Source organism: Ramlibacter sp. (assembly GCF_036676645.1).
GTDB lineage: Bacteria > Pseudomonadota > Gammaproteobacteria > Burkholderiales > Burkholderiaceae_C > Ramlibacter.
In genome coordinates this window covers 26,887-52,683 of the sequence record NZ_JAKFCM010000055.1, presented here as the reverse complement: position 1 = coordinate 52,683, position 25,797 = coordinate 26,887, and the positions used below count along the sequence as shown (strand labels likewise).

The following is a 25,797-nucleotide window of genomic DNA, read 5'->3' as shown; positions in this document are numbered from 1 at the left end:
GTCCAAGCTTGTGCGCTCTGAAGACGGCTGCGGCGCCAACTGTTTCATGAAGGGCCTCTTCTCATCGCCATGGATGAGTAGAGGATACCTCAAGAGCCTTGATTTATGTTAGCGCTAATGGGCCTGCGCCGGGATGACGGGCCTTTCTGTCACCAATCGGCGCCTCGCGGCGTCTATGCCTGCAACCGATCCCGGTTGCAGCAAGGACCCCACGATGCGCCCACGTCATCCGCGGCGACGCCTGTCGCGCGCGCTCACCCCGCTCGTCCTCGGCCTCGGTGGCCTGCTCCTTTCCGCCTGCGGCGGCTCGGACGGCACCACCGCACCCACGCTCGACCCCGCGCTCGTCGCGCAGGGGCGGGAGATCTTCCGGCAGGACACCTTCGGCGACGAAGTGCAGTGGACCGACACGCTGCGCATGCACGAAGTCATCGAGCAGAACGTCACGCCCAAGGTCGCGCTGGCGGTCGGCCTGAAGGTCGACTCGGAGGCCTTGCCGGCGGCCGTGGTCGAGGGCATCCAGAAGGGCACCATCTCCCTCGACGACACCAAGACCACCCTCGCGCTGATCCAGCTGGGCGCGGTGGTCGGCGTCAAGGGCACGGTCGAAACCGTGGCCGGCGTCGAGCGCCTGACCCGCGTCGGCATCACCTGCGCGCTGTGCCATTCCACGGTGGACGACTCGTTCGCACCCGGCATCGGCAAGCGCCTGGACGGCTGGGCCAACCGCGACCTCGATCCCGGCGCCATCATCTCGCTGTCGCCGGCGCTGACTGCGGCCCAGAAGGCGGTCTACGCCTCCTGGGGCAAGGGCAAGTTCGACCCGCGCTTCAATGTCGACGGCAAGAGCAAGCCGGTGGTGATCCCGCCCGCCTTCGGGCTGCTGGGCGTGACCAAGGTCACCTACACCGGCGACGGCGACGAGATCGCCTACTGGAACCGCTACGTGTCGGTGGTGGAGATGGGCGGGCAGGGTTCCTTCTCCGAGCCGCGCCTGAACCTGGATGTGGTGCACGGCACGCAGGACCTGGTCTCCGCCAAGCTGCCCGCGCTGCAGGCCTACCAGCTGTCGCTGGCAGCCCCGGCCGCCCCGGCGGGCTCTTTCGACGCGGCGGCCGCCGAGCGCGGGCGCGTGCTGTTCTTCGGCACGGCCCAGTGCTTCACCTGCCACTCCGGCACGACCTTCACCGACTCGCGGCTGCATCCGCCCTCGGCTTCGATGGCCGAACCCGAAACGCCCAGCTACGCCAGCCGCTCGGCGACCGGGATGTACCGGGCCACCCCGCTGCGCGGCAACTGGCAGCACCCGCCGTACTTCCACGACGGCTCGGCGGCCGACCAGGAAGCGGTGGTCGACACCTACAACCGCCGCCTGGGCCTGGGCTTGTCGGCGCAGGAGGTGCAGGACGTGGCGCAGTACCTGCGGTCGCTGTAGGCGGATCGCGGCCCGCGGCTGCCGCGGATGCAAGGGCGGGTGGATCCCGCTTCGCTGCGAGCCCCGGCACCCGGGCCGGGGCACGGTCGAGCGCCGCACAAGCGCTCCTGCAGCATCGACGTATTGCCGTTTCAGCAATAAAGCCTGGATCGCGCGCCAGTAGAGTTTGCCGGTCTCCCTCAACTGGAAAGCGAATCCATCCATGGCAAAGGTTCTTGTCCTGTATCACAGTTTCTATGGGCACATCGAGGCGATGGCCCACGCCGTCGCCGAAGGCGCGCGCGCCGTGCCCGGCGTGACCGTCGATCTCAAGCGGGTTCCGGAAACCGTTCCCGCCGACGTGTTCAAGTCCGCCGGCGGCAAGTCCGACCAGGCGGCTGCCGTCGCGCAGCCGGCCGAACTCGCCGACTACGACGCGATCATCTTCGGCTCGCCGACGCGGTTCGGCAACGTGACGGCGCAGATGCGCAACTTCATCGACCAGACCGGCGGCCTCTGGGCCCAGGGCAAGCTGGTCGGCAAGGTGGGCTCGGTGTTCACCTCCTCGGCCACCCAGCACGGCGGCCAGGAGAGCACCATCCTCAGCTTCATTCCGACGCTGCTGCACCACGGCATGGTCGTCGTCGGCCTGCCCTATGCCGAGCAGCGCCAGATGGGCCTGGACGAGATCAAGGGCGGCAGCCCCTACGGCGCGTCCACCATCGCCGGCGGCCAGGGCGAGCGCATGCCCAGCGGCCAGGAACTCGGCATGGCCCAGTACCAGGGCCGGCACGTGGCCACGATCGCCGCCCGGCTGTTCGGCTGATCCTCAATCGACCAGCTGCGTCCGCACCTCGAAGCTGCCGGCCAGCGCCTTGTGCACCGGACAGGCGTTGGCCACGCGCAGGAGGTCCTTGCGCTGGTCGGCCGTCAGCGGCCCGGCCAGTTCCAGCCGGCGATGCAGGCGGTACACCGTTCCGCTCTGCTCCCGGGTGACCTGGGCCTGCACGCCTTCCAGCGGGACGTTCTTTCGTTTCGCGTACATCTTCACCGTGAGGACGGTACAGGAGGCGAGGGCGGAATCCAGCAGGTCGTGCGGCGTCGGGTGCAGGCCGCTGCCGCCATCCGGCGGCGAGAGGTCGGCCCACCAGCGGGCCGCGCCCGAGGCGATTTCAACGAGCGACGAGTTGCTGCAGGTGCGTGCGGCGATGGCCATGTCTTGTCCTTCGAGGGTCTGCCGCCGACTGTAGGCGCCCGCGCCTGCGGGCGAAACCGCATCGGTGGCATCTGTCCGTTGCCGATCCCGCAACAAAACGACGCTGCGATGCAGGACTACGGCAGGTCGACGCCGAGGTCCTGGATCTCCTTGCGGCAGTGCTCGATCAGGTGGTCCATAAAGGCGCGGGTGCGTGCCGGCATGTACTGGCGGCTGGGCAGGGCCGCCACCAGGCTCAGGCGGGCCGTGATCCAGGGGGCCAGGACGCGCTGGACGCGGCCCGCCTTCAGCAGGGGCGCCAGCAGGTCGATGGGCTGGCTGCTGATGCCGCCACCGTCGACCGTGGCGCGCAGCAGGGTGTCGGTGTGGTTGGCGGTCATCGCCGCCGGCAGGTCCAGTTCCAGCATCCGGTCCTGGTGGGTCGGATCCAGCAGCCGCATCGGACCGAGCCGCACGCTGGGCGTGCGCAGCCGCAGGCAGCGGTGCCGCAGCAGGTCCTGCGGCTGGCTGGGCACCCCGTACCGCTTCAGGTAATCGGGCGAGGCGCAGAACACGGCGTGGCTGAGGATGATGGGGCGGGCGATCACGTTCGAATCGAGGTTCGCCGTGCCGTTCAAAACGGCCAGGTCGTACTCGTGCACGGCCGGGTCGGGGGAGTCCTCCACGTGGATGTCGACCCGCACGCCCGGATGCGCCCGCTGGAAGCCGACCAGCGCCGGTGCCAGCATGTGGGTCGCCGCGACGGGAGGGGCCAGGATGCGGACCGTGCCGCTCATCTCCCTGGTCTGCGACTGCACCATCGCATCGGCTTCATCGATTTCCGCCAGGATGGCCCGCAGGCGTTCGAGGTACGCCTCGCCCGCCTGCGTCAGCGACAGGCGGCGGGTCGTGCGCTGCATCAGCCGCACCCCGAGGTGCTTTTCCAGGTCGCCCACCAGCCGCGTGACCACGGCCGGCGCGAGATCCAGCTTGCGCGCCGCGGCCGCGAAGCCGCCTTCCTCGACCACCTGCTGGAACACGCGCATGGACTGAAGTCGATCCATTCTTCCTCCGCGGTGAAGCGGCCGGATTATCGCTGTCGATGCGTCGCCGGCCGGTCCGCAGGTCCATGCGTCAGCCGCGCGGTCGCGCCGGCTTCAATCCCGCCACGCGATCCAGCACGGCGTCGGCCTGCGTGCCATCCTGCCCGCGCCATGCGACGATCTGGTCGGGCCGGACCAGGACCAGCGGCGCTTCATACAGCCCGCGCAGGGACGGCGATGCATGGCGGACCACCTGCAGGTCCATGCCGCGCCTGGACGCGGCCCGCTCGAATCCGGCGGTGTCCGGCACGTCGGTGCCCAGCACCAGCAGCGTCCATTCGAAATGGAAGGTGTCGTACAGCGAGCGGCCGTCCTCCAGCCAGGCGTGCGGCGCGCGTCCGCCGGGACACGCCGTCGGCGTGTAGCTGTTCGGCTCGTCCGGCGGCGGCGAACTGCCGTCCCGCACGATGGCGGGGGAGCCGTCGTAGCGGGTGCCGAACGTCACGCCCGGGATGTTGAACTCCAGCCGGGCATGGGCGTCCAGGTGCACGGCCGCCGCGGCCCGCGCCGCATCGCCGCGCGGGCCCGGGTCCTCCAGCTCGGGCGAGGCGGCGAACAGGCCGACCGAATCGGCGAATCGCCGGGCATAGCCGGTGTTGCGAACGGCCGCGGGCCGGCGTTCGGGTTCATAGCTGTCGAGCAGGCCCTCGCCGGCCCGGCCCTGCAGCACGTGCGCCAGCTTCCAGCCCAGGTTCACCGCGTCCTCGACCGCCGTGTTGTAGCCCAGGCCGCCGGTGGGCGTGAACAGGTGCGCCGCGTCGCCGCCGATGAACACGCGGCCCTGGCGGAATCGCCCGGCCACCAGCGAGTGCCCGGCGACCCAGGTGCCGACCGACAGCACCTCGATCGGGATCTCCCGGCCGAACGCCTGCGCGAACACGCGCCTCGCGTCGGCTTCGGTCCAGTCGTCGGCGTCCTCACCCGGGTGCACGGCGGCATGGAAGGCGTACTCGGACACGCCGTCGACCGCCGCCATGAAGGCGCGCCGCTCGTGGTTCACCGTCACGTGCATCCACGCCGGCGGGTGCGGCATGTGCTGCTGCAGGCCGGGCGCGCGCAGGTACACGGCAAACATCTTGCCGCCCATGAAGTCGCGCTGCACGCCGGTGACGCCGGTCCATCCGATGCCGAGCTGGCGGCGGACGGCGCTGCGCGCGCCATCGGCGCCCACCAGGTAGCGGGCGCGCACCGCCACGCTGCCGCCGTCGCCTTCCACCGGGCGGATCGTGGCCTGCACGCGGTCGCCGGCTTCGCCGAACGCCTCCAGCCGCCACCGGTAGCGGATGTCGCACGAGGGCAGGGCCCGGGCGTGGCGCAGCAGCACGGCCTCGACGTATTTCTGCGAGATGCGGTGCGGCAGTTCGGCCGCGCTCCAGGAGCCCGCCATCGAGCGGATCCGGCTGACCGCCTCGCGCGCCGTGGGCAGGGCGAGGCGCGCCAGTTCGTAGCCGGCGTACCGCGTGAAGTAGGCGATGTCGGTCGGGTGGTCCGGCGGCAGGCCGAGGAAGCGGATCTCGTGCGCGAAGCCCAGCCGGCGGAAGTGCTCCATGGTGCGCGCCTGCGTCGCGTTGGCCTGCGGGTTGAAGGCGGTGCCGGGCTTGGGGTCCACCAGCAGGCAGCGCACGCCGCGGCGCCCCAGCTCGTTGGCCAGCATCAGGCCGCAGGGGCCGCCGCCGGCGACCAGGACATCGGTGGTGATTTCGTGCGGCATCGGGGGCGGGGAATACACTGGGCCGGGCCAGTTTATCGCCCGCGTCCCATGCGAAACATCGACGAGCACACCATCACTCCCGCCGTCCTCGCCGCCATGGCCGGCTGCCCCGACCCGCGCCTGAAGGCAATCATGGATTCGCTGGTGCGCCACCTGCACGACTTCGCGCGCGAGGTGAAACTGACCGAGGCCGAGTGGGAGGCCGGCATCCGCTTCCTCACCGAAGCCGGCCACATCACCGACGACAGCCGCCAGGAGTTCATCCTGCTGTCCGACGTGCTGGGGCTGTCGATGCTGGTCACCGCCCAGAACAACGCCAAGCCGGCCGGCTGCACCGAAGCCACGGTGTTCGGGCCCTTCTTCGTCGAGGGCGCGCCGCGCGTGGACTGCGGCGCCGACATCGCCAACGGCGCGCGGGGCACGCCCTGCTACGTGAGCGGCCAGGTGCGCGGCATCGGCGGCGAGCCCGTGCCCGGTGCGGCGATCGACGTCTGGCAGTCGGACGAGGAGGGCTTCTACGACGTGCAGCAGCCGGACGCGGCGGGCGGCCACGCGCACCGCGCCCGCGCGCAACTGCGCAGCGACGCGCAGGGCCGCTTCCATTTCCGCTCGATCCTGGCGCACTGCTACCCGATCCCGCACGACGGGCCGGTCGGCCGGATGCTGCAGGCACTGGGCCGCCATCCCTGGCGGCCGGCGCACCTGCACTTCATGATCGCGGCGCCCGGCTACGAGCGGCTCATCACGCACGTGTTCCGCGCCGGCGATCGCTACCTCGATTCCGACGCCGTGTTCGGCGTGCGCCAGAGCCTGGTGGCCGACTGGCAGCGGCACGAGCCCGATGCCCGGCACCCGCACGAGGGCGGCTACTACACGCTGGCCTACGACTTCGTGCTCAACCCCGCACCGGGCGCCGCGTGATGCGCGACGAGCTTGCCTTCACCTGGGAGGGCCGGCCCGGCCGGGTCGTGTTCGGCGCGGGCAGCCTGCAGCACCTGGAGCGCGAAGTGCAGGCGCTGGGCGCCCGGCGGGCGCTGGTGCTGTGCGGGCCCCGGCAGCGCACGGCCGCCGCCGCCATCGCGGCGCGCCTGGGCTCGCGCGCCGTCGGCGTGTTCGACCGGGCGGCAATGCACGTCCCGATCGAAGTGGCGCGCCAGGCACGCGCGCTGGCGGCGCAGTCCGGCGCGGATTGTGCGGTCGCCCTCGGCGGCGGCTCCACCATCGGCCTGGGCAAGGCGATCGCGCTGGAGTCGGGGCTCCCGATCCTGGCCATCCCGACCACCTGCGCCGGCAGCGAGATGACGCCGATCCACGGCATCACCGAAGCCGGGCGCAAGACCACCGGTCGCGATGCACGGGTGCTGCCGCGCTGCGTGATCTACGACCCCGACCTGCTCGAGTCCCTGCCGGCGCCGCTGGCCGTCACCAGCGGCATGAACGCGATCGCGCACGCGGCGGAAGGGCTGTATGCCGAAGACGGCAATCCGGTGCTGGACCTGATGGCCGAGGAGGGCATCCGCGCGGTGGCGGCGGCCCTGCCGCAACTGGCCAGGGGCACCGGACCCGGGCAGGCCGGTGCCCGTGCCGGCGCGCTGTACGGTGCCTGGCTGTGCGGCACGGTGCTCGGTTCGGCCGCGATGGGCCTGCACCACAAGCTGTGCCACACGCTGGGCGGCAGCTTCGACCTGCCGCATGCCGGGACGCACACCGTCATGCTGCCGCACACGCTGGCGTACAACGCCTCGCACGCGCCGCGCGCCATGGCGCGCATCGCACGCGCGCTGGGCGCGCCAGCCGCGCCGCAAGCCCTCTTCGAACTCCAGCGCGCGACCGGCGCCCCCACCGCGCTGCGCGACCTCGGCATGCCCGAACCCGGGCTCGACCGGGTGGCCGAGCTGGCCGTGCAGGCGCCCTATCCCAATCCGCGGCCGCTGGACCGCGCGGCGCTGCGGGCGCTGCTGCAGCGGGCGTACGAAGGCGCGCCGCCGCAGCCGGACGCTTGAGCCGGGCCAGGCCGGCGAGGCTGGTGCGCCTGCGCAGCCCGGTCAGCAGCCGCAGTCCGCCTGCCGGGCGATCGCCCGCCGCAGCCGTTCGAAGCGCTGGTCGACCACGCCCGCGGACAGGGGATCCGAAGCGGGCGCGTGGATGGCCGCGATCGCCTGCCAGTCGTCCTCGTCCAGGTACTTGTCGGCCTTCGGGAACAGCACGAGTTCCTCGAGCGCGATGTTGTGGCGCAGGCGCTCGGCGTACAGCCGGCTGTTCAGGGCGACCAGTTCGAGCGGCACCGTCTCCCTGCGCATGGCGCCTTCCATGTCGCGCAGCAGGGCGGGCCCTTGCTGCTCCAGCCGGGGATGCTGCGCCTGCAGCTCCCGGCAGAGGTCGGCATCCAGCGCGCCCCGCGCCAGCAGGCGATCGGCCAGGCGGTCCTCGAGCGGGTGGTGCGACACGTCCGGGAAATGGGTCAGGTACACCATCACGTCGACGAGCAGCCCCACGTGGGGCGCATCGGGGTCGGGTTCCAGCGAGGGCTGGCGCTCGAGCAGCCCGATGAGCCGGGCCATGTCGCCGTGCTGGGCCAGCAGGGAGTCCAGGAGCGGATGCATTGGGACCAATCTATCAGCGATCCGCGCCCGCGCGGCGATGTCCCCACCGGCCCGATGCGCATCCGGCGCCCGTCGTCCGGATCGCATGCCCAGCTCGACGGGCGTTCGCGGGACAGCGCCTCGCCCTGCGTTATGCTGCCTGCGCGCGCGGCGCCCTGCGCGCTGCCGTGATCCTGCGGCCTCCGGGACCGGACTGGAAGTGCTGAACCCGAGCCCCGACGAATTGCAGTGGCGTATCCGCGAGGCCGAGGAGGCGATACGCGCCCGCGACGACTTCCTCGCGATCGCCGCCCACGAACTGCGGTCGCCCCTGAACGCGCTGGCGCTGCGGCTGGCCGCGCTCGAGCGCATGGCCGAGCGGCAGGCCGAGCCGGCGCTGCGCGCGGAGCTGCAGCGCACCCGCCGCAGCGTCGACCGGTACGTGCGCCGCGCGGTGTTCCTGCTGGACGTGAGCCGGCTCCAGTCGGGCAAGCTGCGGCCCGTCCCCGAGTGGGTCGGCAATGCCGAGATCGTCGGCGAAGTGCTGGACGCCCACCGCGACGAGGCCGCCTTCCACAAGACCACGCTGGAGGGCCACGTCGAAGAGGAAGTCCGCGGCTTCTGGGACCGCCACATGATCGAGCAGGTCCTGACCAATCTCGTGAGCAACGCGTTCAAGTACGGGGGCGGCACCCCGGTGCGCATCGAGGCCGGGCTGGCCGCCCCCGGCATCGCCGCCTTCGAGGTCTCCGACGAAGGACCCGGGATCGACGAGGTGCACCGCCGCAGGATCTTCGAGAAGTTCGAGCGCGTGGTCACTCCGGGGCGCGAGAGCGCCGGCTTCGGGCTGGGGCTGTGGATCGTCGGGCGGATGGTCGCGGCTCACCATGGCACGATCGAAGCCTGCGACCGCCCGGGCGGGGGTGCGCTGTTCCGCGTGCGCCTGCCCCTGAACCATCCCACGAACCAAGCCCAGGAAGCCCATGACTGACGCAGCCGACCTGCCGCCGCCCCTTGCCCGGATAGGCACCGGGATACCCGGCCTCGACGAGGTGACCGGCGGCGGCTTCCTGAAGTCCGGCGTGTACATCCTGCAGGGCGCCCCCGGTGCCGGCAAGACCATCCTGGCCAACCAGATCGTCCACCGGCATGCGGCCGCGGGCGGCAACGTGGTCTACGTGACGATGCTGGCCGAGTCGCACGCGCGCCTGTTGCAGCACATGGAGGCGTTCTCCTTCTTCAGCCCCTCGGTGCTGGCGGACAAGGTCTACTACATCAGTGGCTTCAACGCGCTGCGCGACCACGGGCTCAAGGGGGTGGTCGACCTGCTGCGCACCGAGATGCGGGCGCACCGGGCCGGCATCCTCGTGCTCGACGGCCTCGTGATGGCGGCGAGCGCCGCCAGCTCGGACGAGGCGCTCAAGCTCTTCGTCAGCGACATCCAGGCGCACTCCACGCTGACCGGGTGCACCACGCTGCTGCTGACGAGCGAGCATGCCGACCGCCCGGTGTCCGCGGAGCAGACGATGGTGGACGGCATCCTGCTGCTGCGCGAGCGGGCCTTCGGTCCGCGCCGCGAGCGCAGCCTGGAGATCGTGAAGTTCCGCGGCAGCAGCACCTTGCGCGGCAACCATGCCTTCGTCATCGGCAACGAGGGCATCACCGTGTACCCGCGGCTGGAAGCGGCGCGCCGCTGGGGCGCAGGCGCGACCGTCCTGCCGGTCGGCGTGGGCACCGGCATTGCCGGCCTGGACCGCATGTTCGACATCGGCGGCTACGGCAAGGGCACCGTCACGGCGATCAGCGGCGTGTCCGGCAGCGGCAAGACGACGCTGGCGCTGCAATACGCCGCCATGGCGACCGCGCAGGAGAAGACGCTGTTCTACGGTTTCTACGAGTCGCCCCAGCTGCTGGCCCGGATGATCGAGGTCGCCGGCATCCCCTTGCGCGCGCCGCTGCAGGCCGGGCACCTGCAGTTCGTCTGGAACTCCTTCGGCGAGAACGTGCTGGACGTGCTGGCTTCGCAACTGCTGGAGCGGGTGCGCCAGTCGGGGGCCACGCGGGTCGTCATCGACGGAGCGGGCGGCTTCACGGCGGCCAGCTCGTATGGCGAGCGCGGCGGCAGCTTCCTGGCCTGCCTGCTGGGCGAGTTGCGCGCGCTGGGCGCCACCACGCTGATCACGGTCGAGGAGGACGAGGGCGGCGGGGGCCGCCTGCTCGACACCCCCTCCATGTCCGCGACGGCCGACACCCTGGTGCAGCTGGAACTGCGCAGGGGCGAGAGCATCCGTCGGTTCCTGTCGATCCGCAAGAGCCGGGCCAGCCGCCACGACCTGCGCGTGCGCGAGTGCCTGCTGACGCCGCACGGAGTCGACCTGGCCGTGCAGGAGGATACCGGTGAGCGGCCCTGAGGCACCCGCGCAGGAGCCCTTGCGCGGCCCGAGCGTCCTGCTCGTGGACGACGAACTGTCCACGACCGAGGTCCTGGGCCTGATCCTGGCGGGCGAAGGCTATCGCGTGACCGTCGCCGCCGATGGCCGGCAGGCCCTGGCCCAGCTCGACGAGGCCGCGCCCGACGTCCTCGTCACCGATTTCATGATGCCGGGCATGAACGGCGCCGAGCTGGTGAAGGCCTTGCGGGCCGGCGAACGCTTTGCCGACATCCCGGTGCTGCTGATCAGCGGCGCGCCCGAGTCGGCGCTGCGCGCCTACGAGGTGCGCCACGACGCGTTCCTGCGCAAGCCCTTCAGCCTGGACGAATTCCTGCAGGCCCTGCAGCGGATCCGGGCGCGCTGAGCGCCGCGCGTGCGGTCGCTGCCGACCGCACGCGCCGGCACGGCGCACTAGCCCACGCGCACTTCGATGCGGCGCGGGCGGGCCTCCTCCGACTTCGGGATCACCAGCCGCAGCACGCCGTCCTTGAGCTGGGCCTCGATGCGGGAAGAGTCCAGTTCCCGGCTCAGTGTGAACTCGCGCCGGTAGGCCGCCAGCCGTGCCTCGCCGTAGACCATCTCGATCGCGGCGGGCGCCGGCACCTCGGCCGTGCCCTCGATGACCAGGTTGTCCCCGTCGACGCGCACGCCGAGGCGCTCGTGATTGACGCCGGGCAGGTCGGCCAGCAGCGTGATGCTGCCCTCGTCCTCGAACACGTCCACCGGCGGAACGGCGTAATGCAGGGCGGCGCGGTCGCCCGTGGCGGGGGCCTCCGGCTCGCGGGCCGGGGTGGTCTGCATGTCGTTGCTCATCGCAGTCTCCTTCAATGAACTTCGATGCGGCGCGGCCGCGACGATTCGCGCTTGGCCACGGTGATGCGCAGGATGCCTTCCCGGTACGTGGCCTCGATCTTTCCGGGGTCGGCATCCTGCGGCAGGCTGACCACGCGGCGGAAACGGCCGGCAAACCGCTCGCGTGCATGGACGCTGAGGCCTTCCTGGCCCTGCGGCAGGGCGCTCTGGCGCTCGCCCGCCAGCGTCAGCAGGCCCCGATCGACCGTGACCTGCAGCGTCCCGGGGTCCAGCCCGGGCGCGATCGCCATGACCTCCACCGTCTCGGGCGTGGTGCCCACGTTGATGACCGGGAAGGTGGCGCCTGCCGGGCCCCGGATGCTGGACCGGTCGAGCGGACGGAAAACCTGGTCGAGGAGGCCCTGTAAGCGGTTGAGCTCCCCGAAGACGTCCGCGGCAGGGCTGAATGATGCTTGCAACATCGCTGCTCTCCTTTGAAGTCTCGTCAGGTGAACGCGCGACACCAGGCCGCGCGGTGGCGAGATGGCGGTGGCCCCGCGGCTTTTCAAGGGCCGTCCGGAATGCCGGCAGGCCGGCCCGTGCGTCGCCTTCGCCGAGAATCCGGTCCTGATGCTCTCCCCCCGTGCCGGCACCGTCGCCGCCCTCGGCAGCGCCCAGACGCTGGCCTGGGCCTCCAGCTACTACCTGCCGGCGATCCTGGCGGCGCCGATGGCGCGCGACCTCGGCCTGCCGGTGCCGACCGTGTTCGCGGCGTTCTCGCTGGCGCTGGTCGTGTCGGCTTTCCTCGGGCCGCACGCGGGCCGCGCCATCGACCGCTGGGGCGGCCGGCCGGTGCTGGTGGCCACCAGCGTGGTGTTTGCGCTCGGCCTGGCGCTGCTCGGTGCCGCGCGCACGCCCTTCATGCTGTTCCTCGCCTGGGCGGTGCTGGGCGTGGGCATGGGCAGCGGCCTGTACGAGGCGGGCTTCGCCGCGCTGGTGCGGCTGTACGGCGCCTCCTCGCGCGGCGCGATCACCGGCATCACACTGGTGGCGGGCTTCGCCAGCACGGTGGGGTGGCCCCTGAGCGCGTGGCTGGAGGCGCAGCTGGGCTGGCGCGGCGCCTGCTACGCGTGGGCGGCGCTGCACCTGCTGCTCGGGCTGCCGCTCAACGCCTGCCTGCCGAAGGCGCCGCCAGCCGCGCCGAATCCGCCACCGGCAGACGCACCGGCGGCGCCGCCGCCCCTGCGTGCGATGGTGCTGCTGTCGTTCGTGTTCGCGGCCACCTGGTTCATCAGCACGGCCATGGCGGCGCACCTGCCGCGGCTGCTGGTGGCGAGCGGCACGACGCTGGCCGCGGCGGTGGCGGTCGGCGCGCTGATCGGGCCGGCGCAGGTGGCCGCGCGGCTGCTGGAGTTCGGCCTGCTGCGGCGGGTGCATCCGCTGCTGTCGGCGCGGCTGGCGGCGGCCCTGCATCCGCTGGGCGTGGCCGTGCTGGCGCTCTTCGGCCCCTCCGCGGCCGCGGTGTTCGGCATCCTGCACGGTGCCGGCAACGGCATCCTGACCATCGCCAAGGGCACGCTGCCGCTGGTGCTGTTCGGGCCGCAGGGCTACGGCCAGCGGCAGGGCCTGCTGATGATGCCGGCGCGCATTGCCCAGGCGCTGGCGCCCTGGCTGTTCGGGATCGCGCTGGACCACTGGGGCGCACGGGCGCTGGCCCTGTCGGCCGGGCTGTCGCTGCTGGCGCTGGGGGCGTTGATGGGGGTGCGTGGCGCCGCCCCGGCCGCGGCCCAGCCGGTGCGTGGCGCCGCCTGAAGGCCGACCCGATCCGTCCTACGCCGGGCTGCGGCCTGGCCTGATCCTGCCGTCGCGGCGCGACGGCCAGACTGGATGCGCCGGCGTCCGGCGCCGCCACCCCTTGTGTTGCCTGCGATGGATCGTGTCCCCGCCCTGCTGATGTCGATCGGCCTGTTGCTCGCCGCCGGGCCGCTGCACGCCGACGATGCCGACGCCAGCGAGCGCGGCGCACGCAAGCCGGCGCTCGACCGCTCCGGTCGCGCTCAGGTCGGCGAGGCTTCGTTCTACGCGCGCAAGTTCGCCGGCCGCCCCATGGCCGACGGCACGCCGATGGACCCGCACGGCGACAACGCCGCCAGCAAGACGCTGCCGCTGGGCACCACCGCCACCGTCACCAACCTGGACACCGGGCTCAGCGCCGTGGTCACCATCCAGGACCGCGGGCCGTTCGTGGAAGGCCGCATCGTCGACCTCTCGCCGGCGACGGCGCGCCGGATCGGCCTCGAGCCCGAGGAAGGCGTCACCCAGGTGGAGGTCGCGCCGATCGCGGTGCCGCAGCCCGACGGCAGCATCCGGCGTGGCGCGGGCGCGCGCCGCTGAGGGCGATGCGAACCCAGCCAGGGCCTGCGGCCGCACGCAGCTTTGTCCTACAGCCGTGACGCTCGGCCGTCCCTAGCATGGGTCGCATGCGATACAGCCGTGCCGAATACGCCAAGATGCTGGCAGCCCAGCACGAGGTCGCGCGTGCCGAGGAAGACTACGACCGCCTGCGCGCCGCCTACGTGGAAGTCGCGCACAACGAACCGGGGCACGAGGTGGCGCTGGCCATGATCGGCGCCGACATGGATCGCGCCCATGCGCACCTGCAGGCGCTGGTGGGCCTGTCGCAGATGCCCTTCACGCACGACCCCAGCAAGACACTGGCTCCCGAGGTCACCCGCGAGCCGGCCGAGAAGGAAAAGGAAAGCGCCTGATGGGTCGGCGACCGCGTGGGGCGCCCACAACCAGACTGACCCCTGCCGGATGGCATGAAGCTGCCGGCCGTCGAAACCCCTCATGAAGTCCCTCCCGGAACCCACCCGCGAGCCCAGGCCCGAGCCGCCGCCCCCGCTCGGCGACGGCTTCTCGCCGCCCCCGGGCGAGCCGCATGGGCAGCCGGGACGATCACTGGCCGACCCTGTCGAGCCCCCGCAGCCGGCCCCCTGGTCGCAGAGCGATTTCTGAAGGTGCAGGCCGTGTCCACCCACCCGGTCGAGCCGGAAGAATCGGACGAGCCCGGCCCCGGCCAGGGCACGCCCAACCCCAGCCGCCTGCCGGTGGAACCCGAATTCGGGCCGCAGGAGCCGCCGCCGGAGCCGGGCGAACCCGGCCAGCCCGGCCAGTTGCCCAAACCCTGATTCGACAGACACCCGCAAGGATTTCGCGATGAGCACCGCCAACCCCACCGGCATCCCGCGCCTGGAATGCGAGGAGCCGGAGTTCGCCACCGAAGAGGACATCCCGACGCCTTCGAACGAGGACCCGGAAGAGGCCGCGCGCAACACCGAAGTGCATCCCGAGCGCCCATGAGCGCCAGCACGCCTCCCGACCCGGGCCCGCCCGCGCCGGCCAACCCGGAGCCGCCCAAGCCGACCAACCCCGAGCCGGTGCTCCCGCCGCCCCAGGACCCGGAAAAGCAGCACCCGCCCGAGCCCGGCGACGGGCAGTCGGAGCACCCCCGGCAGTAGGCGGGGTCAGGCGAGCAGGCCTTGCGCCTCCTCGTCCAGGCCGCTGGCGGGCGTGGCCTTGGCCAGGGCCATCCACACCCCGAACGGCAGCGCGCGGCGCCGCGCCCGCGGCGCCGCGCGGGCCACCGCCAGCCGCTCGCCCTGCGCCACCAGCACGCCGCAGGTGGCGGGGATTTCGTCGGGTGCCGCGATGCAGCGCCCGTGCGCATCGCACCCCAGCACGTACCAGCACTCGCCCAGGTCCAGGTAGGCCGCGCGCTTGTCCTGCTGGCGCAGGTCGGACAGCAGGTCGGCGCGCCGCACCTTCACTTCGTGCACCACGGGCTCCACGTAGTCGGCCACCGAGGTGTTGCGGATGGAAAACACGTCGGGCCGGGCCAGGCACCAGCGCGCCGGCCCGGCATCGCCATCCGGCGCGGCCAGCTGCGCGCGCAGCGACAGACCGCGCCAGGCGATGCGGCCGGCGCGGCCCATCTCGCGTGCCACCCGTTCCACCAGCGCTTCGTGGGCCGAGAGCCGCGCCCGGTTGCCGGCCAGCGTGTCGGCCAGCACCCGCAGGCCGGCGGCCGTCACGCGCAGCGACTCGTGCCCGGTGGGCGCCAGCACCCGGTGCAGCAGGCCGGCCGCGAGCAGCTCGATCTCCAGCGTGTCCTGGCAGGGCCAGCCAGCGGAGCGGTAGACGTCGCGCAGCCGGCGCGCATGGGCTCGGCTCAACGGCAGCGATCGGAGGTCGGGCATGCGCCGATGTTAGGGGGAGCAGCCGGCGCCGTAGGCAGCTTCCGACGGCGGCTGTCGCCCTGCGCCGATGAACTGCGCCCCGGCCGTTCACAGAATGGCGCCATGGCAGAGAAAGCCACCTACGGCATCACGGCGCTTCGCTATGCGGGCACGCAGGTCGTCGAGGCCATGATGGGCCTGATCGACGCGGCCAGCGCGCGCTGGGACCTGCGTCCTTCGCCCACGCGCGTGAGCGAGGTGGTGGACCGGCTGGTCGAGGGCGACACCGTGATCAGCCTGTTCCCCGACGACGAAGGCGGGCTGCAGCCCGGCCCCGAGGTCAAGGTGGATGTGCTGCCGGGCGGCACCGAAACCCTGGTCCTGGCCGAAGAGCGCCCCGGCCGCCGGCTGGACGACCTGCCGCGGTTCTGAGGGGCCGCCGGGCGGGTACCGGGGCGATCGCGAAGTCCCGCGCCCCGCCGTCCCGCCCTGCGCGGCATGGACGAGCCTGCGCGGGGATGACCCGTACGGCAGCGATGCCGAACACTTGCTGACCCCGCGCAGCACCTGGCAGCGCCGCGCAAGGCGCCGTTACGTGCCGGTTGTGTCGAACTTCGCCGACAAGGCGATGCGCTGCTGACGACAGCAAGCGGCGTGCGGTGCCTACCCGTGGCGTATGTCCATTTTTCACACCATCACGCATCACCGGGACACGATGCGAGAGCCACCTGTGCAACACCCCCTTTCCACGCCGGATCTCCGCTGTCAAGCGGTCCGTGGCGCGGGGGCAACGGGACTCACACATGGTTTCGCGCCGCAATGCGCCGACACGCGCATTGACCTGCGCTGGCCGGCAAAAGTGTTTCGGCTCATGTCGGCCGCCGGCGGCCGCACCAACGACGGGAGACCCAGATGATCACCACGCAAGCCATTCCGGACGTCGATCCGGTCCAGTTCCTCAAGATCGCCGGGCAGGGCGCCCAGCTGCGCTCCCACGCGGACCTCTGGCGGTGGCTGCAGGGCGACGTGCAGAGCTGGCTGCCGCACGACATCCTGCTGGTGGGCTGGGGCGACTTCCGCGCCGGCGACCTGCAGTACGACATCATCTCCAGCCTGCCGGGCCTGCGCACCCACCTGTGCCCGGCCTCGCGCATCGCGCCGCTGGTCAGCTATTTCCGCGACTGCTGGGTGGCCGCGCAGTCGCAGCCCTGCGAACTCGACATCGCCGGCTGTGGCCGGCTGCTCGGCGAGGCCGGGCAGGGCTGGGCGCCGGCGCCCGGCACGCCGGGCATGCACTCGGCGCTGGTGCACGGCGTGGGCGACGCCCGGCTGGGCGGCGAGCGCATCTTCGCGGCCCTCAGCAGCGAGGCCGCGCCGGCCAGCGGCGCCGCCGCCCTGAAGCTGCTGGTGCCCTTCGTCGATTCCTCGCTGCGCCGCATGCCGCCCATGCCGATGCGCCAGCCCGGCGCCGAGCGCATCCAGGTCGAGCACCTGGTGGTGCGCCTGGGCCAGCTGTCCGAGCGCGAGCGGCAGATCATGGTCTGGGTCGCGATGGGCAAGACCAACCCCGAGATCGGCTGCATCCTGCGCATCAGCGAGTTCACGGTGAAGAACCACATGAAGAGCATCTTCAGCAAGCTGGACGTGACCAACCGCGCCCAGGCCGTGGCCCGCCTCACCCGGATGGCCGCCTATGCCTGAAGCCGAGCGCGTCCTGGGGGCCGCCACGGCTTCCGGGGCCCCGCCCGCCGCCGCGCCGCCGCCGTCGGCTCCGGCGCTGCCCGGCCCCGCCGTCTTCAGCCACAGCCGGCTGCTGAGCGCGTTCGAGGCCTTCGTCGAGCCGTTGGCCACCGTGCTGTCGCTGTGGGCGCTGGTGCTGCTGTTCGAGGGCGCGCTGGCGCCGCGCTGGCTGGGGCTGTCGATCGTGTCCTTCGCGCTGGTCTACCCGGGGCGGCCGCAGCTGCGCGCCTCGGCGACCCGCGTGGTGGCCGACACCGTGCTGGCCTGGGCCTGGACCTGCGGGCTGCTGCTGGCCACCGGCTATGCGATCGATGCGCTGGGGAACTTCTCGCGCGAGGTGGTGCTGCACTGGCTGTGGGTGGCCCCGGCCTCGCAGCTGGCCGCCCACTGGGCCCTGCGCGCGGCCGCGCCGACCCTGATCCGCCTGCAGGGGCCGCCCCTGCGCGCGGTGGTGGTGGGCATGAACGAGCAGGGCGGCTCGCTGGCCGACCGCTTGTCGATGGCGCACTACACCGGCGTCGAGCTGCTCGGCTTCTTCGACGACCGCGCGCCGGGCCGCATCCGCGGGCGCGGTCGCCACCGCATGCTCGGGCGCATCGAGGAGATCGCCGGCTACGTCAAGCAGCACAACGTGCAGCTGGTCTACCTGTCGCTGCCGATGGCCTCGCAACCGCGCATCAAGCTGCTGCTGGACGCCCTGAAGGACACCACCGCCTCGGTGTACTTCGTGCCCGACATGTTCGTGACCGACCTGGTGCAGGGCCGCACCGACTCGATCTGCGGCATGCCGGTGATCTCGGTGTGCGAGACCCCCTTCCGCGGGCCCAACGCACTGGTCAAGCGGGCCAGCGACGTGGTGCTGGCTGTTGCTATCCTGCTACTGATCTCGCCGCTGATGCTGGCGATCGCGGCGGCCATCAAGCTGACCTCGCCGGGTCCGGTGATCTTCCGCCAGCGCCGCTACGGGCTGTGGGGCCAGCAGATCATCGTCTACAAGTTCCGCTCCATGACGGTGACCGAGGACGGCGCCCGCGTCCCCCAGGCGCGCCGCGACGACGAGCGCGTCACCCCGCTGGGCCGCCTGCTGCGCCGCACTTCCATGGACGAGCTGCCCCAGTTCGTCAACGTGCTGCAGGGCCGCATGAGCATCGTCGGGCCGCGCCCGCACGCGGTGGCGCACAACGAGTTCTACCGCCCGCTGATCAAGAGCTACATGATCCGCCATAAGGTCAAACCCGGAATCACGGGCTGGGCCCAGGTCAATGGTTGCCGCGGGGAGACGGATTCACTGGAAAAGATGGAAGCGCGCATTCGCTGCGACCTCGACTATCTGCGAAACTGGTCACTGCGGCTGGACCTCTACATCATCTGGAGGACCATCCGCCTGGTGTTCAAGGATGGCGCGGCTTATTGAGCACTAGCACCAATGAGCCATTGTCCGCCCGTGAGCCTGTGCGTGACCATGCAGAGCATGAGCAAGTGTGTGCGTGCGCCGGGCGTTCTTCGTGAGAGAACACCAATGAAGAAACCTTCCATCCGGCCCGTGATGACCGCCGCCGCCGCAGCCGCCTGCCTGCTGCCGATGGCGCTGCAAGCGCAGACCACCCTGCAGGCACCGGCCTGGCGCCTGGGTGAATCCACCGCCCAGCCGGCGGGACAGTCCATGGCAGTGCCCATGGGCCAGTCCATGGCGGTGCCCATGGTCGTTCCCATGTCGCCCGCCCAGTCGATCTCGCAGCCCTACTCGCCGGTCTCGTCCAGCCCCGACCAGCGCGAGGGCCTGCAGTTCCGCGCCATGGCGGGCATCGAGCACGACGACAACATCCTGCGCACCAATGGCGGCGAGATCTCCGACACCATCACCGGTCTCGGCCTGGGCCTGCGCTACCAGAAGCGCGTGAGCCGCCAGCAGTTCGTCGTCGACGCGGAGCTCAACAACTACAACTTCGACGACATCGGCACCGACTACAACACGCTCAACTACTCGGCGGCGTGGCTGTGGCAGGCCGGCGAGCGCCTCGAGGGCATCGCCAGCGCCGATCGCCGCCAGTTCCGCGACGTCACCTCCAACGGCGCGATCGCCGGCGTCAACCGCCGCACCGAGCGCAACGAGCTGTTCGAGGCCGGCTACAAGCTGGGCGCCTCCTGGCGCGTGCTGGGCGGCCTGCAGCACAGCGCCACCCGCAGCGGCGATCCCAACTCGTGGGACGGCAGCCTGAGCCAGAACAGCGTGCGCTTCGGCGCGGCCTACGAGCCGGCCACCGGCTCCAGCGTGGCGCTGCGTTTCCGCCGCGGCGAGGGCGAGTTCGACAACGCGCCGGTTGCCAGCGACTTCGACGACAACGAGATCGAGGCCACGGTGCGCTGGATCGTCTCGCCCAAGACGCGGGTCGATGCCCGCCTGGCCCACCTCGACCGCGAGCACAGCGCCGCCCCGGCGCGCGACTTCAGCGGCGTGGTCGGCTCGCTGGGCGTCAACTGGGACATCACCGCCAAGACCTCGCTCACCGGCGGCTACGTGCGCGACCTGGGCAGCTACGTGTTCGGCACCGGCGGCCACCTGTCCAGCGACCGCTGGTACGTCGGGCCGGTGTGGCGCGCAACCGAGCTGATCACGGTCAACCTGCGCTACGAGCACGAGACCCGCCGCTGGGAGGACGTCACCGGCACCACCGATGCCGGGCGGCGCGACAAGTTCGACGTCGGCGCGCTGGGCGTCGACTGGGCGATCCGCCGTTCCATCACCCTGGGTGCGCAGTACCGCCACGAGCGCCGCTCGTCGTCGCTGCCCGCCTTCAACTACCGCGCCAACGTGATCGGATTGACGGCCAAGCTGACGATCTGACGCGGGCCGCGCGGGCGACCGCAGGCTTTTGTGAAAGGGAGAGAAAGATGAAGAGCGTGTTGCTAAACCTGGGCGGGCTGCTGCTGGCAGCCGGGATGGCGCTGGCGGCCCAGGCCGCCGGCCCGTCCGCCCGCGGGGCGGCCGCGCCGGCCGGCGCGGCCGCCGGCGGAAGCGAGGCGGGCGCCAGCAACAAGGGGGCCCCGAGCGCCGACTACCGGCTCGGCGCGGGCGACCAGATCCGGGTGCAGGTCTACCAGAACCCGGACCTGTCGATCGAGGCCCGCGTGTCCGAGCAGGGCACCATCAACTATCCGCTGGTGGGGTCCGTCAACCTGGGCGGCTCCACCATCGCCGAGGCCGAGAACAAGATCGCCTCGGCCCTTCGCAACGGCCAGTTCCTCAAGCGGCCGCAGGTCAACATCGTGCTGCTGGAGGTGCGGGGCAACCAGGTGGCGGTGCTCGGGCAGGTGCAAAAGCCCGGGCGCTTCCCGCTGGAGACCACCAACACCCGGGTGAGCGACCTGCTCGCCGCCGCCGGCGGCATCACCCCGATGGGCGACGACACGCTGATCGTCACCGGCTCCCGGGCCGGCAAGCCTTTCCGCAAGGTGATCGACATCCCGGCGCTGTTCCTCAACCAGCGCGGCCAGGACGACATCCTGGTGCACGGCGGCGACACCCTGTACGTGGCCAAGGCGCCGGTCTACTACATCTACGGCGAGGCCCAGCGGCCCGGCCCCTACCGCATCGAGCGCGGCATGACCGTGCAGCAGGCCGTGGCCCAGGGCGGCGGCCCGACCCCGCGCGGCAGCTTGAGCCGGCTGCGCCTGACCCGCACCGGCCCGGACGGCAAGCAGGTCGAGAGCGACGCCCGGCTCAGCGACCCGGTGCTGCCCAACGACGTGATCTACGTGCGCGAGAGCCTGTTCTGAAGCCGCAGCGAACGAAAAGGCCCGCCGCATGAACCTGCATCAATTCCTGTCCATCCTGCGTGCCCGCCGCACGATGGCTTTCGTGATCTTCCTGTCCACCGTCGCCCTGGCCCTGGCCTGGGTGATGCTGCGGCCGAAGAACTACACCGCGCACGCGCCCATCCTGGTCGACCTGCGCGCCAACGACCCGCTCGCGCAGCCCAACTACCAGAGCATCGTGCCGCAGGCCTACATGGCCACCCAGATGGACATCGTGCGCAGCTCGCGCGTGGCCGAGCAGGTGGTGGAGGCGCTCGGCCTCGAGAAGGACCCCAAGGCCGCCCAGGAGTGGAAGGAGGCCGGCGGGGCCGGCACGCTCAAGGCCTGGCTGGCCAGCGAACTGAAGGCCAACCTGGAGGTCAAGCCGGCGCGCGAGAGCAACATCATCAACATCTCCTACACGGCGCCCAGTTCGGCCGACGCCGCGAAGATCGCCAACGCGTTCTCGCAGGCCTACCTGGACACCGCGCTGGACATCAAGACCGACCCGGCCAAGAAGTACTCCACCTGGTTCGAGGAGCAGCTGAAGTTCGCGCGCGACCGGCTCGAGGCCGCGCAGGGCGCGCTCACCGCGTACCAGCAGCGCACCGGCGTGATCAGCGCCGACGGCGTGGACATGGAGACCCAGCGCCTGAACGAGTTGTCGTCGCAGTTGACGCTGGTGCAGGGGCAGCTGACCGACGTCGCCAACAAGCGCGCCGCCTCGGCCGCCAGCATCTCCGAGGCCATGAACAGCCCGCTGATCAACACGCTCAAGGCCGACATCGCCCGGCAGGAGGCCCGCGTCCAGGAAGCCAGCGCCAACCTGGGCGCGCGGCACCCGCAGATGATCCGCATGCAGGACGAGCTGAATGCCATGCGCGCCCGCCTGCGCTCCGAAACCGCCAGCATCGGCAGCGCCGTGGACACCGCCTACCAGGTCGGTCGCGCGCGCGAGCGCGAGCTGAAGGAGGCCGTGAACGCCCAGCGCGCCCGGGTGATGCAGTTCAACCGCCACCGCGACGAGCTCAACGTGCTGCGGCGCGACCTCGACGCCGCCCAGCGCGCCTACGAGCAGGTCAGCGAGCGCGCCTCGCAGTCCAAGCTGCAGGCGCTGACCAACCAGACCAACATCCAGCGGCTGGCCACCGCGGTGGAGCCGCTCAAGCCCACCGGGCCGGGCACGCGCCTGGCCCTGGCGCTGGCCGCCTTCGCCGGCGCGCTGCTGGCGATCGCCGGCGCGGTGCTGGTCGAACTGCTCAACCGCCGCGTGCGCTCCGTCGACGACCTGTCGATCGCCACCAACCTGCCGATCCTGGCCACGGTGCCGGCCCATGCCGGGCGCGAGTCGCTGCGTCGGCTGGCCAATGCGCCCGCCCGACCGGCACTCGGCTACAACGGGAGCCTCGCATGAACAGCCAGATCCTGCCCCTGCACCGCGAGCTCGACCTCGTCGGCCCGGCCGGGCGCGAACCGGCGCTGCCCATCGGCCACCTGCTGGTGGATGCCGGCCGGCTGACGCACGACGAGGCCGAGCGCATCCACGACTACCAGCAGAAGGTCGGCCTGCCGTTCGGCGAGGCGGGCATCTCCATGGGCCTGCTGACCGACGAGGACGTGCGCCACGCGCTCGCGCTGCAGTTCGGCCACGCCACCATCTCGCCCGATGCCGGCCTGGGCAAGGACCTGGTCGCCGCCTACGAGCCCGACAGCCCGGCGGTGGAGCACCTGCGCAGCCTGCGCGCCCAGCTCACGCTGCGCTGGTTCGACAACGAGATCCAGCACCAGTCGGCGCTGGCCATCGTCAGCCCCGGCCACGGCGAGGGCCGCAGCTACATCACGGCCAACCTGGCGGTGCTGTTCGCCCAGATGGGCAAGCGCACGCTGGTGATCGACGCCGACCTGCGCAAGCCGCGCCAGCACCGCATCTTCGGCCTGCCCGGCAAGATCGGCCTGTCCGCGCTGCTGGCCGGGCGCGCCGGCGCCGAGGTGATGTGCGACATCAAGCCGTTGCCCGGGCTGACGGTGCTGCCGTCCGGCGTGCTGCCGCCCAACCCGCAGGAACTGCTCTCGCGCCCGCAGTTCCAGCGGCTGATCCAGTCGCTCAACAGCCTGTACGAGGTCATCCTGATCGACACGCCGGCGGCCTCGTCCTGGGCCGACGCCAGCACCGTGGCCGCGCGCGCGGGTGCGGCGCTGATGGTCACCTGCCGCGATCGCAGTTCCATGCCGCGCGTGATCAAGCTGTCGGAGGACCTGCACGAGTTCGGCGTCACGGTGGTCGGCGCCGTCCTCAACGGCGCGGGAAGCGTCTGATGGCCCGCCGCCGAAGCGCTGCCGCCCCCGCGCCGCGCGCCTGAGGATCCGCGGGGCCGCCGGATGGCACCTCAACCGGCTACGCGCGACTGGCAGGTGCGCTGGTACCAGCTGGTGCGCTCGATGGCGCGGGTCCGCAGCCCGGGCGGGGAGGAGCAACTGCTCGACTGGCTGCTGCGGCCCGGCGAGGCGCGCGTGCTGGCCTTCGTCAACGCGCACGCGATGAACCTGGTGGCCGAGTCCGAGCGCTTCTACGAGTCGCTGATGTCGGCCGACGTGGTGGTGCGCGACGGCATCGGCGTGTCGCTGCTGATGGAGCTGCTCAACCAGCCGCCCGGCCAGAACCTCAATGGCACCGACCTGATCCCGCGCCTGCTGGCGCGCGCCAACGGGCTGGGCATCGCGCTGTTCGGCACGCGCGAACCCTGGCTCATGCAGGCGCAGCAGGTCGTGCGCGGGCAGCTCGCGCCCGACAGCGCCTGCGTGGCCCTGCATGGCTTCCTGCCGCTGGACGACTACATCCGGCTGGCGGCGCAGTGCCGCCCGCGCGTGATCGTGCTGGGCATGGGCATGCCGCGGCAGGAGGAAGTGGCGATGGCGCTGCGGGCGGCGCTGGGCGGGCCCTGCCTGATCGTGTGCGGCGGCGCGATCCTCGACTTCCTGGGCGGCAAGGTCACGCGCGCGCCGCGCTGGATGCGCCGTGCCGGGCTGGAGTGGGCGTACCGGCTGGCGCGCGAGCCGCGCCGCCTGTGGCAACGCTACCTGCGCGGCAACCCGCTGTTCCTGCGCCGCGCCTTCGCCATGGCCCGCCGCGGGCTGCGCCGCGGCTGGCCGGCGGCGGCCTAGCTTGTCTTTTCCTCCCCCTCTGGGGGAGGGCAGGGTGGGGGCGCTCCGCGGCCCACGCACGCGCCACCCCATCAAGCCCGGCTGACGCAAGCCGTCGCTGCTGAGGCAGCACGCCGGGGCAACGCATGGTTACGCTGGCCGCATGTGCCAGCTCGAGGGGCCTCTTTCGCCACGCAGCGCCGCGGAGGCCACGGCGTGAGCGCCGACGTGCTGGTGGTCGGCGCCGGCGTGGCCGGCCTGCGCTGCGCGCTGGGGCTGGCCGACGCAGGCCTGAAGGTGGTGGTGCTGGAAGCGGCGCCGCTGGCCGGCGGCCGGGCGGCGAGCTGGGCCGACGAGACCACCGGCGTGCAGGTGGACACCGGGCCGCACGCGCTCGGCTCGGAGGACCGCAACTTCATCGCCATGCTGCAGCGCCTGGGCACTGCCGCCCAGGTGCTGTGGCAGCCCAGTCCGCTGGTCACGCTGGTCGACGCGCGCGGCGTGCTGCGCGTGCCCAATCCGCACCTGCCGCCGCCGCTGCACGGGCTGTCGCTGCTGCCGCGCGCGCTCACCCGCCTGTCGCTGCGCGACGGCCTGTCGCATCGCGCGATCGCGTGGCGCGCCGCGCGGCTGGACGAGCGCAGCCTGCGCGAGCTGGACGCGGACGACGCCCACGCCTTCCTGCGCGAGATGGGCGTGCGGCCGGCCGCGATCGAGTGGTTCTGGCGCTCGGCCATGCTGGCGCTGCTGAACGTGTCGCTGGAGCAGTGCTCGGCCGCTTCCATGATGCGGGTGTTCCGGCTGCTGCTCGGGCGCAGCGGCTGGCATTTCGGTTTTCCGCGGCTGGCGCTCGCACAGCTGTTCGTGCCCGGCTGCTGCCGCGCCGTGGTGCGCTCGGGCGGCCAGGTGCTGTTCGGCGCGCAGGTGCGCCGGTTGCACCTGGACGGCGGCCGCTTCGCGCGCGCCGAGCTGGAAGGCGGCCATTCGGTCGCCGCCCGCCAATGCGTGCTGGCGCTGCCACCGCAGGCGGTGGCGGCCTTGGCGGGTGCCAGCGACGAGGCCGCCCTGGCGCCCGTCGCCGCGGTGGCGCGCTACTTCCGCGCCAGCCCCTGCATCAGCACCTACCTGTGGTTCGACCGGCCGGTCACGCGCGAACGCTTCTGGGCCCGGGTGTGGACGCGCCAGGGGCTGAACACCGACTTCTACGACCTGTCCAACATCCGGCCCTCGCTGGCCGGGCGCGGCGCGCTGGTCGCGGCCAACGCGATCGGGCCGATGGCGCGCGAGGACTGGGACGATGCCCGCATTGCCGAGCAGACCGCGCAGGAAGTGAGGGAGTTCGCGCCCGCGGCACGCGAGGCGCGGGTGATGCATGCGCGCGTGCATCGCACGCCCATGGCCGTCCCGCAGCCGCGCCCCGGCACCGAGGCGCTGCGGCCGGCCGCCGCGACCGGGGTGCCCGGTCTGTGGCTGGCGGGCGACTGGACCGACACGGCGCTGCCATGCTCGCTGGAAAGCGCGACGCGCTCCGGCGCCCTGGCGGCCGAAGCGCTGCTGGCGGCCATGGGCCGCCCGGTGAAGCTGTCGCTGGAGGCGCCCGACACCCGCGGCATGGTGCGCTGGTGCCGGGCGGCGTGAGCGGCGGTCAGCCGGT

At 72.1% G+C, this 25,797-nt stretch carries 29 protein-coding genes; 22 read left to right on the top strand and 7 right to left on the bottom strand.

Annotated elements, in window-relative coordinates; translation table 11 throughout:
• The first annotated feature begins 214 nt into the window (after positions 1 to 214).
• Both V6M57_RS09460 and wrbA read left to right on the top strand, forming a co-directional pair.
• Positions 215 to 1,435 carry a hypothetical protein gene (locus V6M57_RS09460; RefSeq protein ID WP_332814738.1) on the top strand — a complete coding sequence of 407 codons (1,221 nt, stop codon included), beginning with the start codon at positions 215 to 217 and terminating at the stop codon, positions 1,433 to 1,435.
• Between the two features lie 202 nt (positions 1,436 to 1,637).
• Complete coding sequence (gene wrbA, locus V6M57_RS09455; protein WP_332814737.1) at positions 1,638 to 2,240, top strand: NAD(P)H:quinone oxidoreductase; 603 nt, start codon at positions 1,638 to 1,640, stop codon at positions 2,238 to 2,240.
• A 3-nt stretch (positions 2,241 to 2,243) separates the two neighbouring features.
• Here the strand turns inward: wrbA and V6M57_RS09450 are convergent, their stop codons facing one another.
• The 3 genes from V6M57_RS09450 to V6M57_RS09440 form a co-directional block, all read right to left on the bottom strand.
• The gene (locus V6M57_RS09450) at positions 2,244 to 2,630 is read right to left on the bottom strand and encodes an OsmC family protein (RefSeq protein WP_332814736.1); all 387 of its coding nucleotides are present in this window, start codon (positions 2,628 to 2,630) and stop codon (positions 2,244 to 2,246) included.
• A 116-nt stretch (positions 2,631 to 2,746) separates the two neighbouring features.
• On the bottom strand, positions 2,747 to 3,673 hold the full coding sequence (locus tag V6M57_RS09445; protein WP_332814735.1) for a LysR family transcriptional regulator: 927 nt from the start codon (positions 3,671 to 3,673) through the stop codon (positions 2,747 to 2,749).
• Between the two features lie 70 nt (positions 3,674 to 3,743).
• On the bottom strand, positions 3,744 to 5,423 hold the full coding sequence (locus tag V6M57_RS09440; protein ID WP_332814734.1) for an FAD-dependent oxidoreductase: 1,680 nt from the start codon (positions 5,421 to 5,423) through the stop codon (positions 3,744 to 3,746).
• 48 nt (positions 5,424 to 5,471) lie between these two features.
• On the opposite strand from V6M57_RS09440, the gene V6M57_RS09435 reads away from it, so the two are divergent.
• Both V6M57_RS09435 and V6M57_RS09430 read left to right on the top strand, forming a co-directional pair.
• Positions 5,472 to 6,344 (top strand): intradiol ring-cleavage dioxygenase, encoded by an 873-nt coding sequence (locus tag V6M57_RS09435; protein ID WP_332814733.1) that lies wholly within the window; start codon positions 5,472 to 5,474, stop codon positions 6,342 to 6,344.
• Positions 6,344 to 7,426 (top strand): maleylacetate reductase, encoded by a 1,083-nt coding sequence (locus tag V6M57_RS09430; RefSeq protein WP_332814732.1) that lies wholly within the window; start codon positions 6,344 to 6,346, stop codon positions 7,424 to 7,426. The genes V6M57_RS09435 and V6M57_RS09430 overlap by 1 nt, the downstream gene beginning before the upstream one ends.
• Positions 7,427 to 7,468: 42 nt before the next feature.
• Here V6M57_RS09430 and V6M57_RS09425 read toward each other — a convergent pair whose 3' ends face one another.
• Positions 7,469 to 8,026, bottom strand: coding sequence for a hemerythrin domain-containing protein (locus V6M57_RS09425; protein ID WP_332814731.1), 558 nt, complete (start codon positions 8,024 to 8,026; stop codon positions 7,469 to 7,471).
• A 223-nt stretch (positions 8,027 to 8,249) separates the two neighbouring features.
• Between V6M57_RS09425 and V6M57_RS09420 the strand changes: the two genes are divergently transcribed.
• From V6M57_RS09420 to V6M57_RS09410, 3 genes are read left to right on the top strand one after another with little or no spacing between them, the layout of a single operon-like run.
• Positions 8,250 to 8,996: a sensor histidine kinase gene (locus V6M57_RS09420; protein ID WP_332814730.1), complete on the top strand. Its 747-nt coding sequence runs from the start codon at positions 8,250 to 8,252 to the stop codon at positions 8,994 to 8,996.
• Positions 8,989 to 10,416, top strand: a complete 1,428-nt coding sequence (locus V6M57_RS09415; RefSeq protein ID WP_332814729.1) for an ATPase domain-containing protein — start codon at positions 8,989 to 8,991, stop codon at positions 10,414 to 10,416. Before V6M57_RS09420 ends, V6M57_RS09415 begins: the two co-directional genes overlap by 8 nt.
• Positions 10,403 to 10,801 carry a response regulator gene (locus tag V6M57_RS09410; protein WP_332814728.1) on the top strand — a complete coding sequence of 133 codons (399 nt, stop codon included), beginning with the start codon at positions 10,403 to 10,405 and terminating at the stop codon, positions 10,799 to 10,801. The genes V6M57_RS09415 and V6M57_RS09410 overlap by 14 nt, the downstream gene beginning before the upstream one ends.
• 47 nt (positions 10,802 to 10,848) lie before the next feature.
• On the opposite strand, the gene V6M57_RS09405 is transcribed toward V6M57_RS09410, so the two are convergent.
• Both V6M57_RS09405 and V6M57_RS09400 read right to left on the bottom strand, forming a co-directional pair.
• Positions 10,849 to 11,250: an Hsp20/alpha crystallin family protein gene (locus tag V6M57_RS09405; protein WP_332814727.1), complete on the bottom strand. Its 402-nt coding sequence runs from the start codon at positions 11,248 to 11,250 to the stop codon at positions 10,849 to 10,851.
• Between the two features lie 11 nt (positions 11,251 to 11,261).
• Complete coding sequence (locus V6M57_RS09400) at positions 11,262 to 11,711, bottom strand: Hsp20/alpha crystallin family protein (RefSeq protein WP_332814726.1); 450 nt, start codon at positions 11,709 to 11,711, stop codon at positions 11,262 to 11,264.
• Between the two features lie 148 nt (positions 11,712 to 11,859).
• On the opposite strand from V6M57_RS09400, the gene V6M57_RS09395 reads away from it, so the two are divergent.
• The 6 genes from V6M57_RS09395 (at position 11,860) to V6M57_RS09370 (ending at position 14,750) form a co-directional block, all read left to right on the top strand.
• Entirely contained in the window at positions 11,860 to 13,041 is a 1,182-nt protein-coding gene (locus V6M57_RS09395) for an MFS transporter (RefSeq protein ID WP_332814725.1), read from the top strand.
• Positions 13,042 to 13,158: 117 nt separating this feature from the next.
• Positions 13,159 to 13,623: a septal ring lytic transglycosylase RlpA family protein gene (locus V6M57_RS09390; protein ID WP_332814724.1), complete on the top strand. Its 465-nt coding sequence runs from the start codon at positions 13,159 to 13,161 to the stop codon at positions 13,621 to 13,623.
• An 86-nt stretch (positions 13,624 to 13,709) separates the two neighbouring features.
• On the top strand, positions 13,710 to 13,997 hold the full coding sequence (locus tag V6M57_RS09385) for a hypothetical protein (RefSeq protein WP_332814723.1): 288 nt from the start codon (positions 13,710 to 13,712) through the stop codon (positions 13,995 to 13,997).
• A gap of 261 nt (positions 13,998 to 14,258) precedes the next feature.
• On the top strand, positions 14,259 to 14,420 hold the full coding sequence (locus V6M57_RS09380) for a hypothetical protein (protein WP_332814722.1): 162 nt from the start codon (positions 14,259 to 14,261) through the stop codon (positions 14,418 to 14,420).
• 28 nt (positions 14,421 to 14,448) lie between these two features.
• Positions 14,449 to 14,592 carry a hypothetical protein gene (locus V6M57_RS09375; protein WP_332814721.1) on the top strand — a complete coding sequence of 48 codons (144 nt, stop codon included), beginning with the start codon at positions 14,449 to 14,451 and terminating at the stop codon, positions 14,590 to 14,592.
• Positions 14,589 to 14,750, top strand: coding sequence for a hypothetical protein (locus tag V6M57_RS09370; RefSeq protein ID WP_332814720.1), 162 nt, complete (start codon positions 14,589 to 14,591; stop codon positions 14,748 to 14,750). Before V6M57_RS09375 ends, V6M57_RS09370 begins: the two co-directional genes overlap by 4 nt.
• Positions 14,751 to 14,756: 6 nt before the next feature.
• On the opposite strand, the gene V6M57_RS09365 is transcribed toward V6M57_RS09370, so the two are convergent.
• A complete protein-coding gene (locus tag V6M57_RS09365; RefSeq protein WP_332814719.1) occupies positions 14,757 to 15,488 on the bottom strand; it encodes a hypothetical protein in 732 nt (243 codons plus the stop codon).
• 102 nt (positions 15,489 to 15,590) lie between these two features.
• Between V6M57_RS09365 and V6M57_RS09360 the strand changes: the two genes are divergently transcribed.
• From V6M57_RS09360 to V6M57_RS09320, 9 genes are all read left to right on the top strand, one after another.
• A complete protein-coding gene (locus V6M57_RS09360; protein WP_332814718.1) occupies positions 15,591 to 15,899 on the top strand; it encodes a hypothetical protein in 309 nt (102 codons plus the stop codon).
• Between the two features lie 480 nt (positions 15,900 to 16,379).
• Positions 16,380 to 17,168 carry an XrtB/PEP-CTERM-associated transcriptional regulator EpsA gene (epsA, locus tag V6M57_RS09355; protein WP_332814717.1) on the top strand — a complete coding sequence of 263 codons (789 nt, stop codon included), beginning with the start codon at positions 16,380 to 16,382 and terminating at the stop codon, positions 17,166 to 17,168.
• Positions 17,161 to 18,621 carry an undecaprenyl-phosphate glucose phosphotransferase gene (locus V6M57_RS09350; protein ID WP_332814716.1) on the top strand — a complete coding sequence of 487 codons (1,461 nt, stop codon included), beginning with the start codon at positions 17,161 to 17,163 and terminating at the stop codon, positions 18,619 to 18,621. Before epsA ends, V6M57_RS09350 begins: the two co-directional genes overlap by 8 nt.
• A gap of 105 nt (positions 18,622 to 18,726) precedes the next feature.
• Positions 18,727 to 20,052 carry an outer membrane beta-barrel protein gene (locus V6M57_RS09345; protein WP_332814715.1) on the top strand — a complete coding sequence of 442 codons (1,326 nt, stop codon included), beginning with the start codon at positions 18,727 to 18,729 and terminating at the stop codon, positions 20,050 to 20,052.
• A gap of 47 nt (positions 20,053 to 20,099) precedes the next feature.
• On the top strand, positions 20,100 to 20,984 hold the full coding sequence (gene epsE / locus V6M57_RS09340; RefSeq protein ID WP_332814714.1) for a polysaccharide export protein EpsE: 885 nt from the start codon (positions 20,100 to 20,102) through the stop codon (positions 20,982 to 20,984).
• A gap of 28 nt (positions 20,985 to 21,012) precedes the next feature.
• Positions 21,013 to 22,416: a chain length determinant protein EpsF gene (gene epsF, locus V6M57_RS09335; RefSeq protein ID WP_332814713.1), complete on the top strand. Its 1,404-nt coding sequence runs from the start codon at positions 21,013 to 21,015 to the stop codon at positions 22,414 to 22,416.
• A complete protein-coding gene (gene epsG / locus V6M57_RS09330) occupies positions 22,413 to 23,318 on the top strand; it encodes a chain length determinant protein tyrosine kinase EpsG (RefSeq protein WP_332814712.1) in 906 nt (301 codons plus the stop codon). The genes epsF and epsG overlap by 4 nt, the downstream gene beginning before the upstream one ends.
• A gap of 63 nt (positions 23,319 to 23,381) precedes the next feature.
• The gene (locus tag V6M57_RS09325) at positions 23,382 to 24,164 is read left to right on the top strand and encodes a WecB/TagA/CpsF family glycosyltransferase (RefSeq protein ID WP_332814711.1); all 783 of its coding nucleotides are present in this window, start codon (positions 23,382 to 23,384) and stop codon (positions 24,162 to 24,164) included.
• 195 nt (positions 24,165 to 24,359) lie between these two features.
• Complete coding sequence (locus V6M57_RS09320; protein ID WP_332814710.1) at positions 24,360 to 25,781, top strand: hydroxysqualene dehydroxylase; 1,422 nt, start codon at positions 24,360 to 24,362, stop codon at positions 25,779 to 25,781.
• Positions 25,782 to 25,797: the final 16 nt, after the last annotated feature.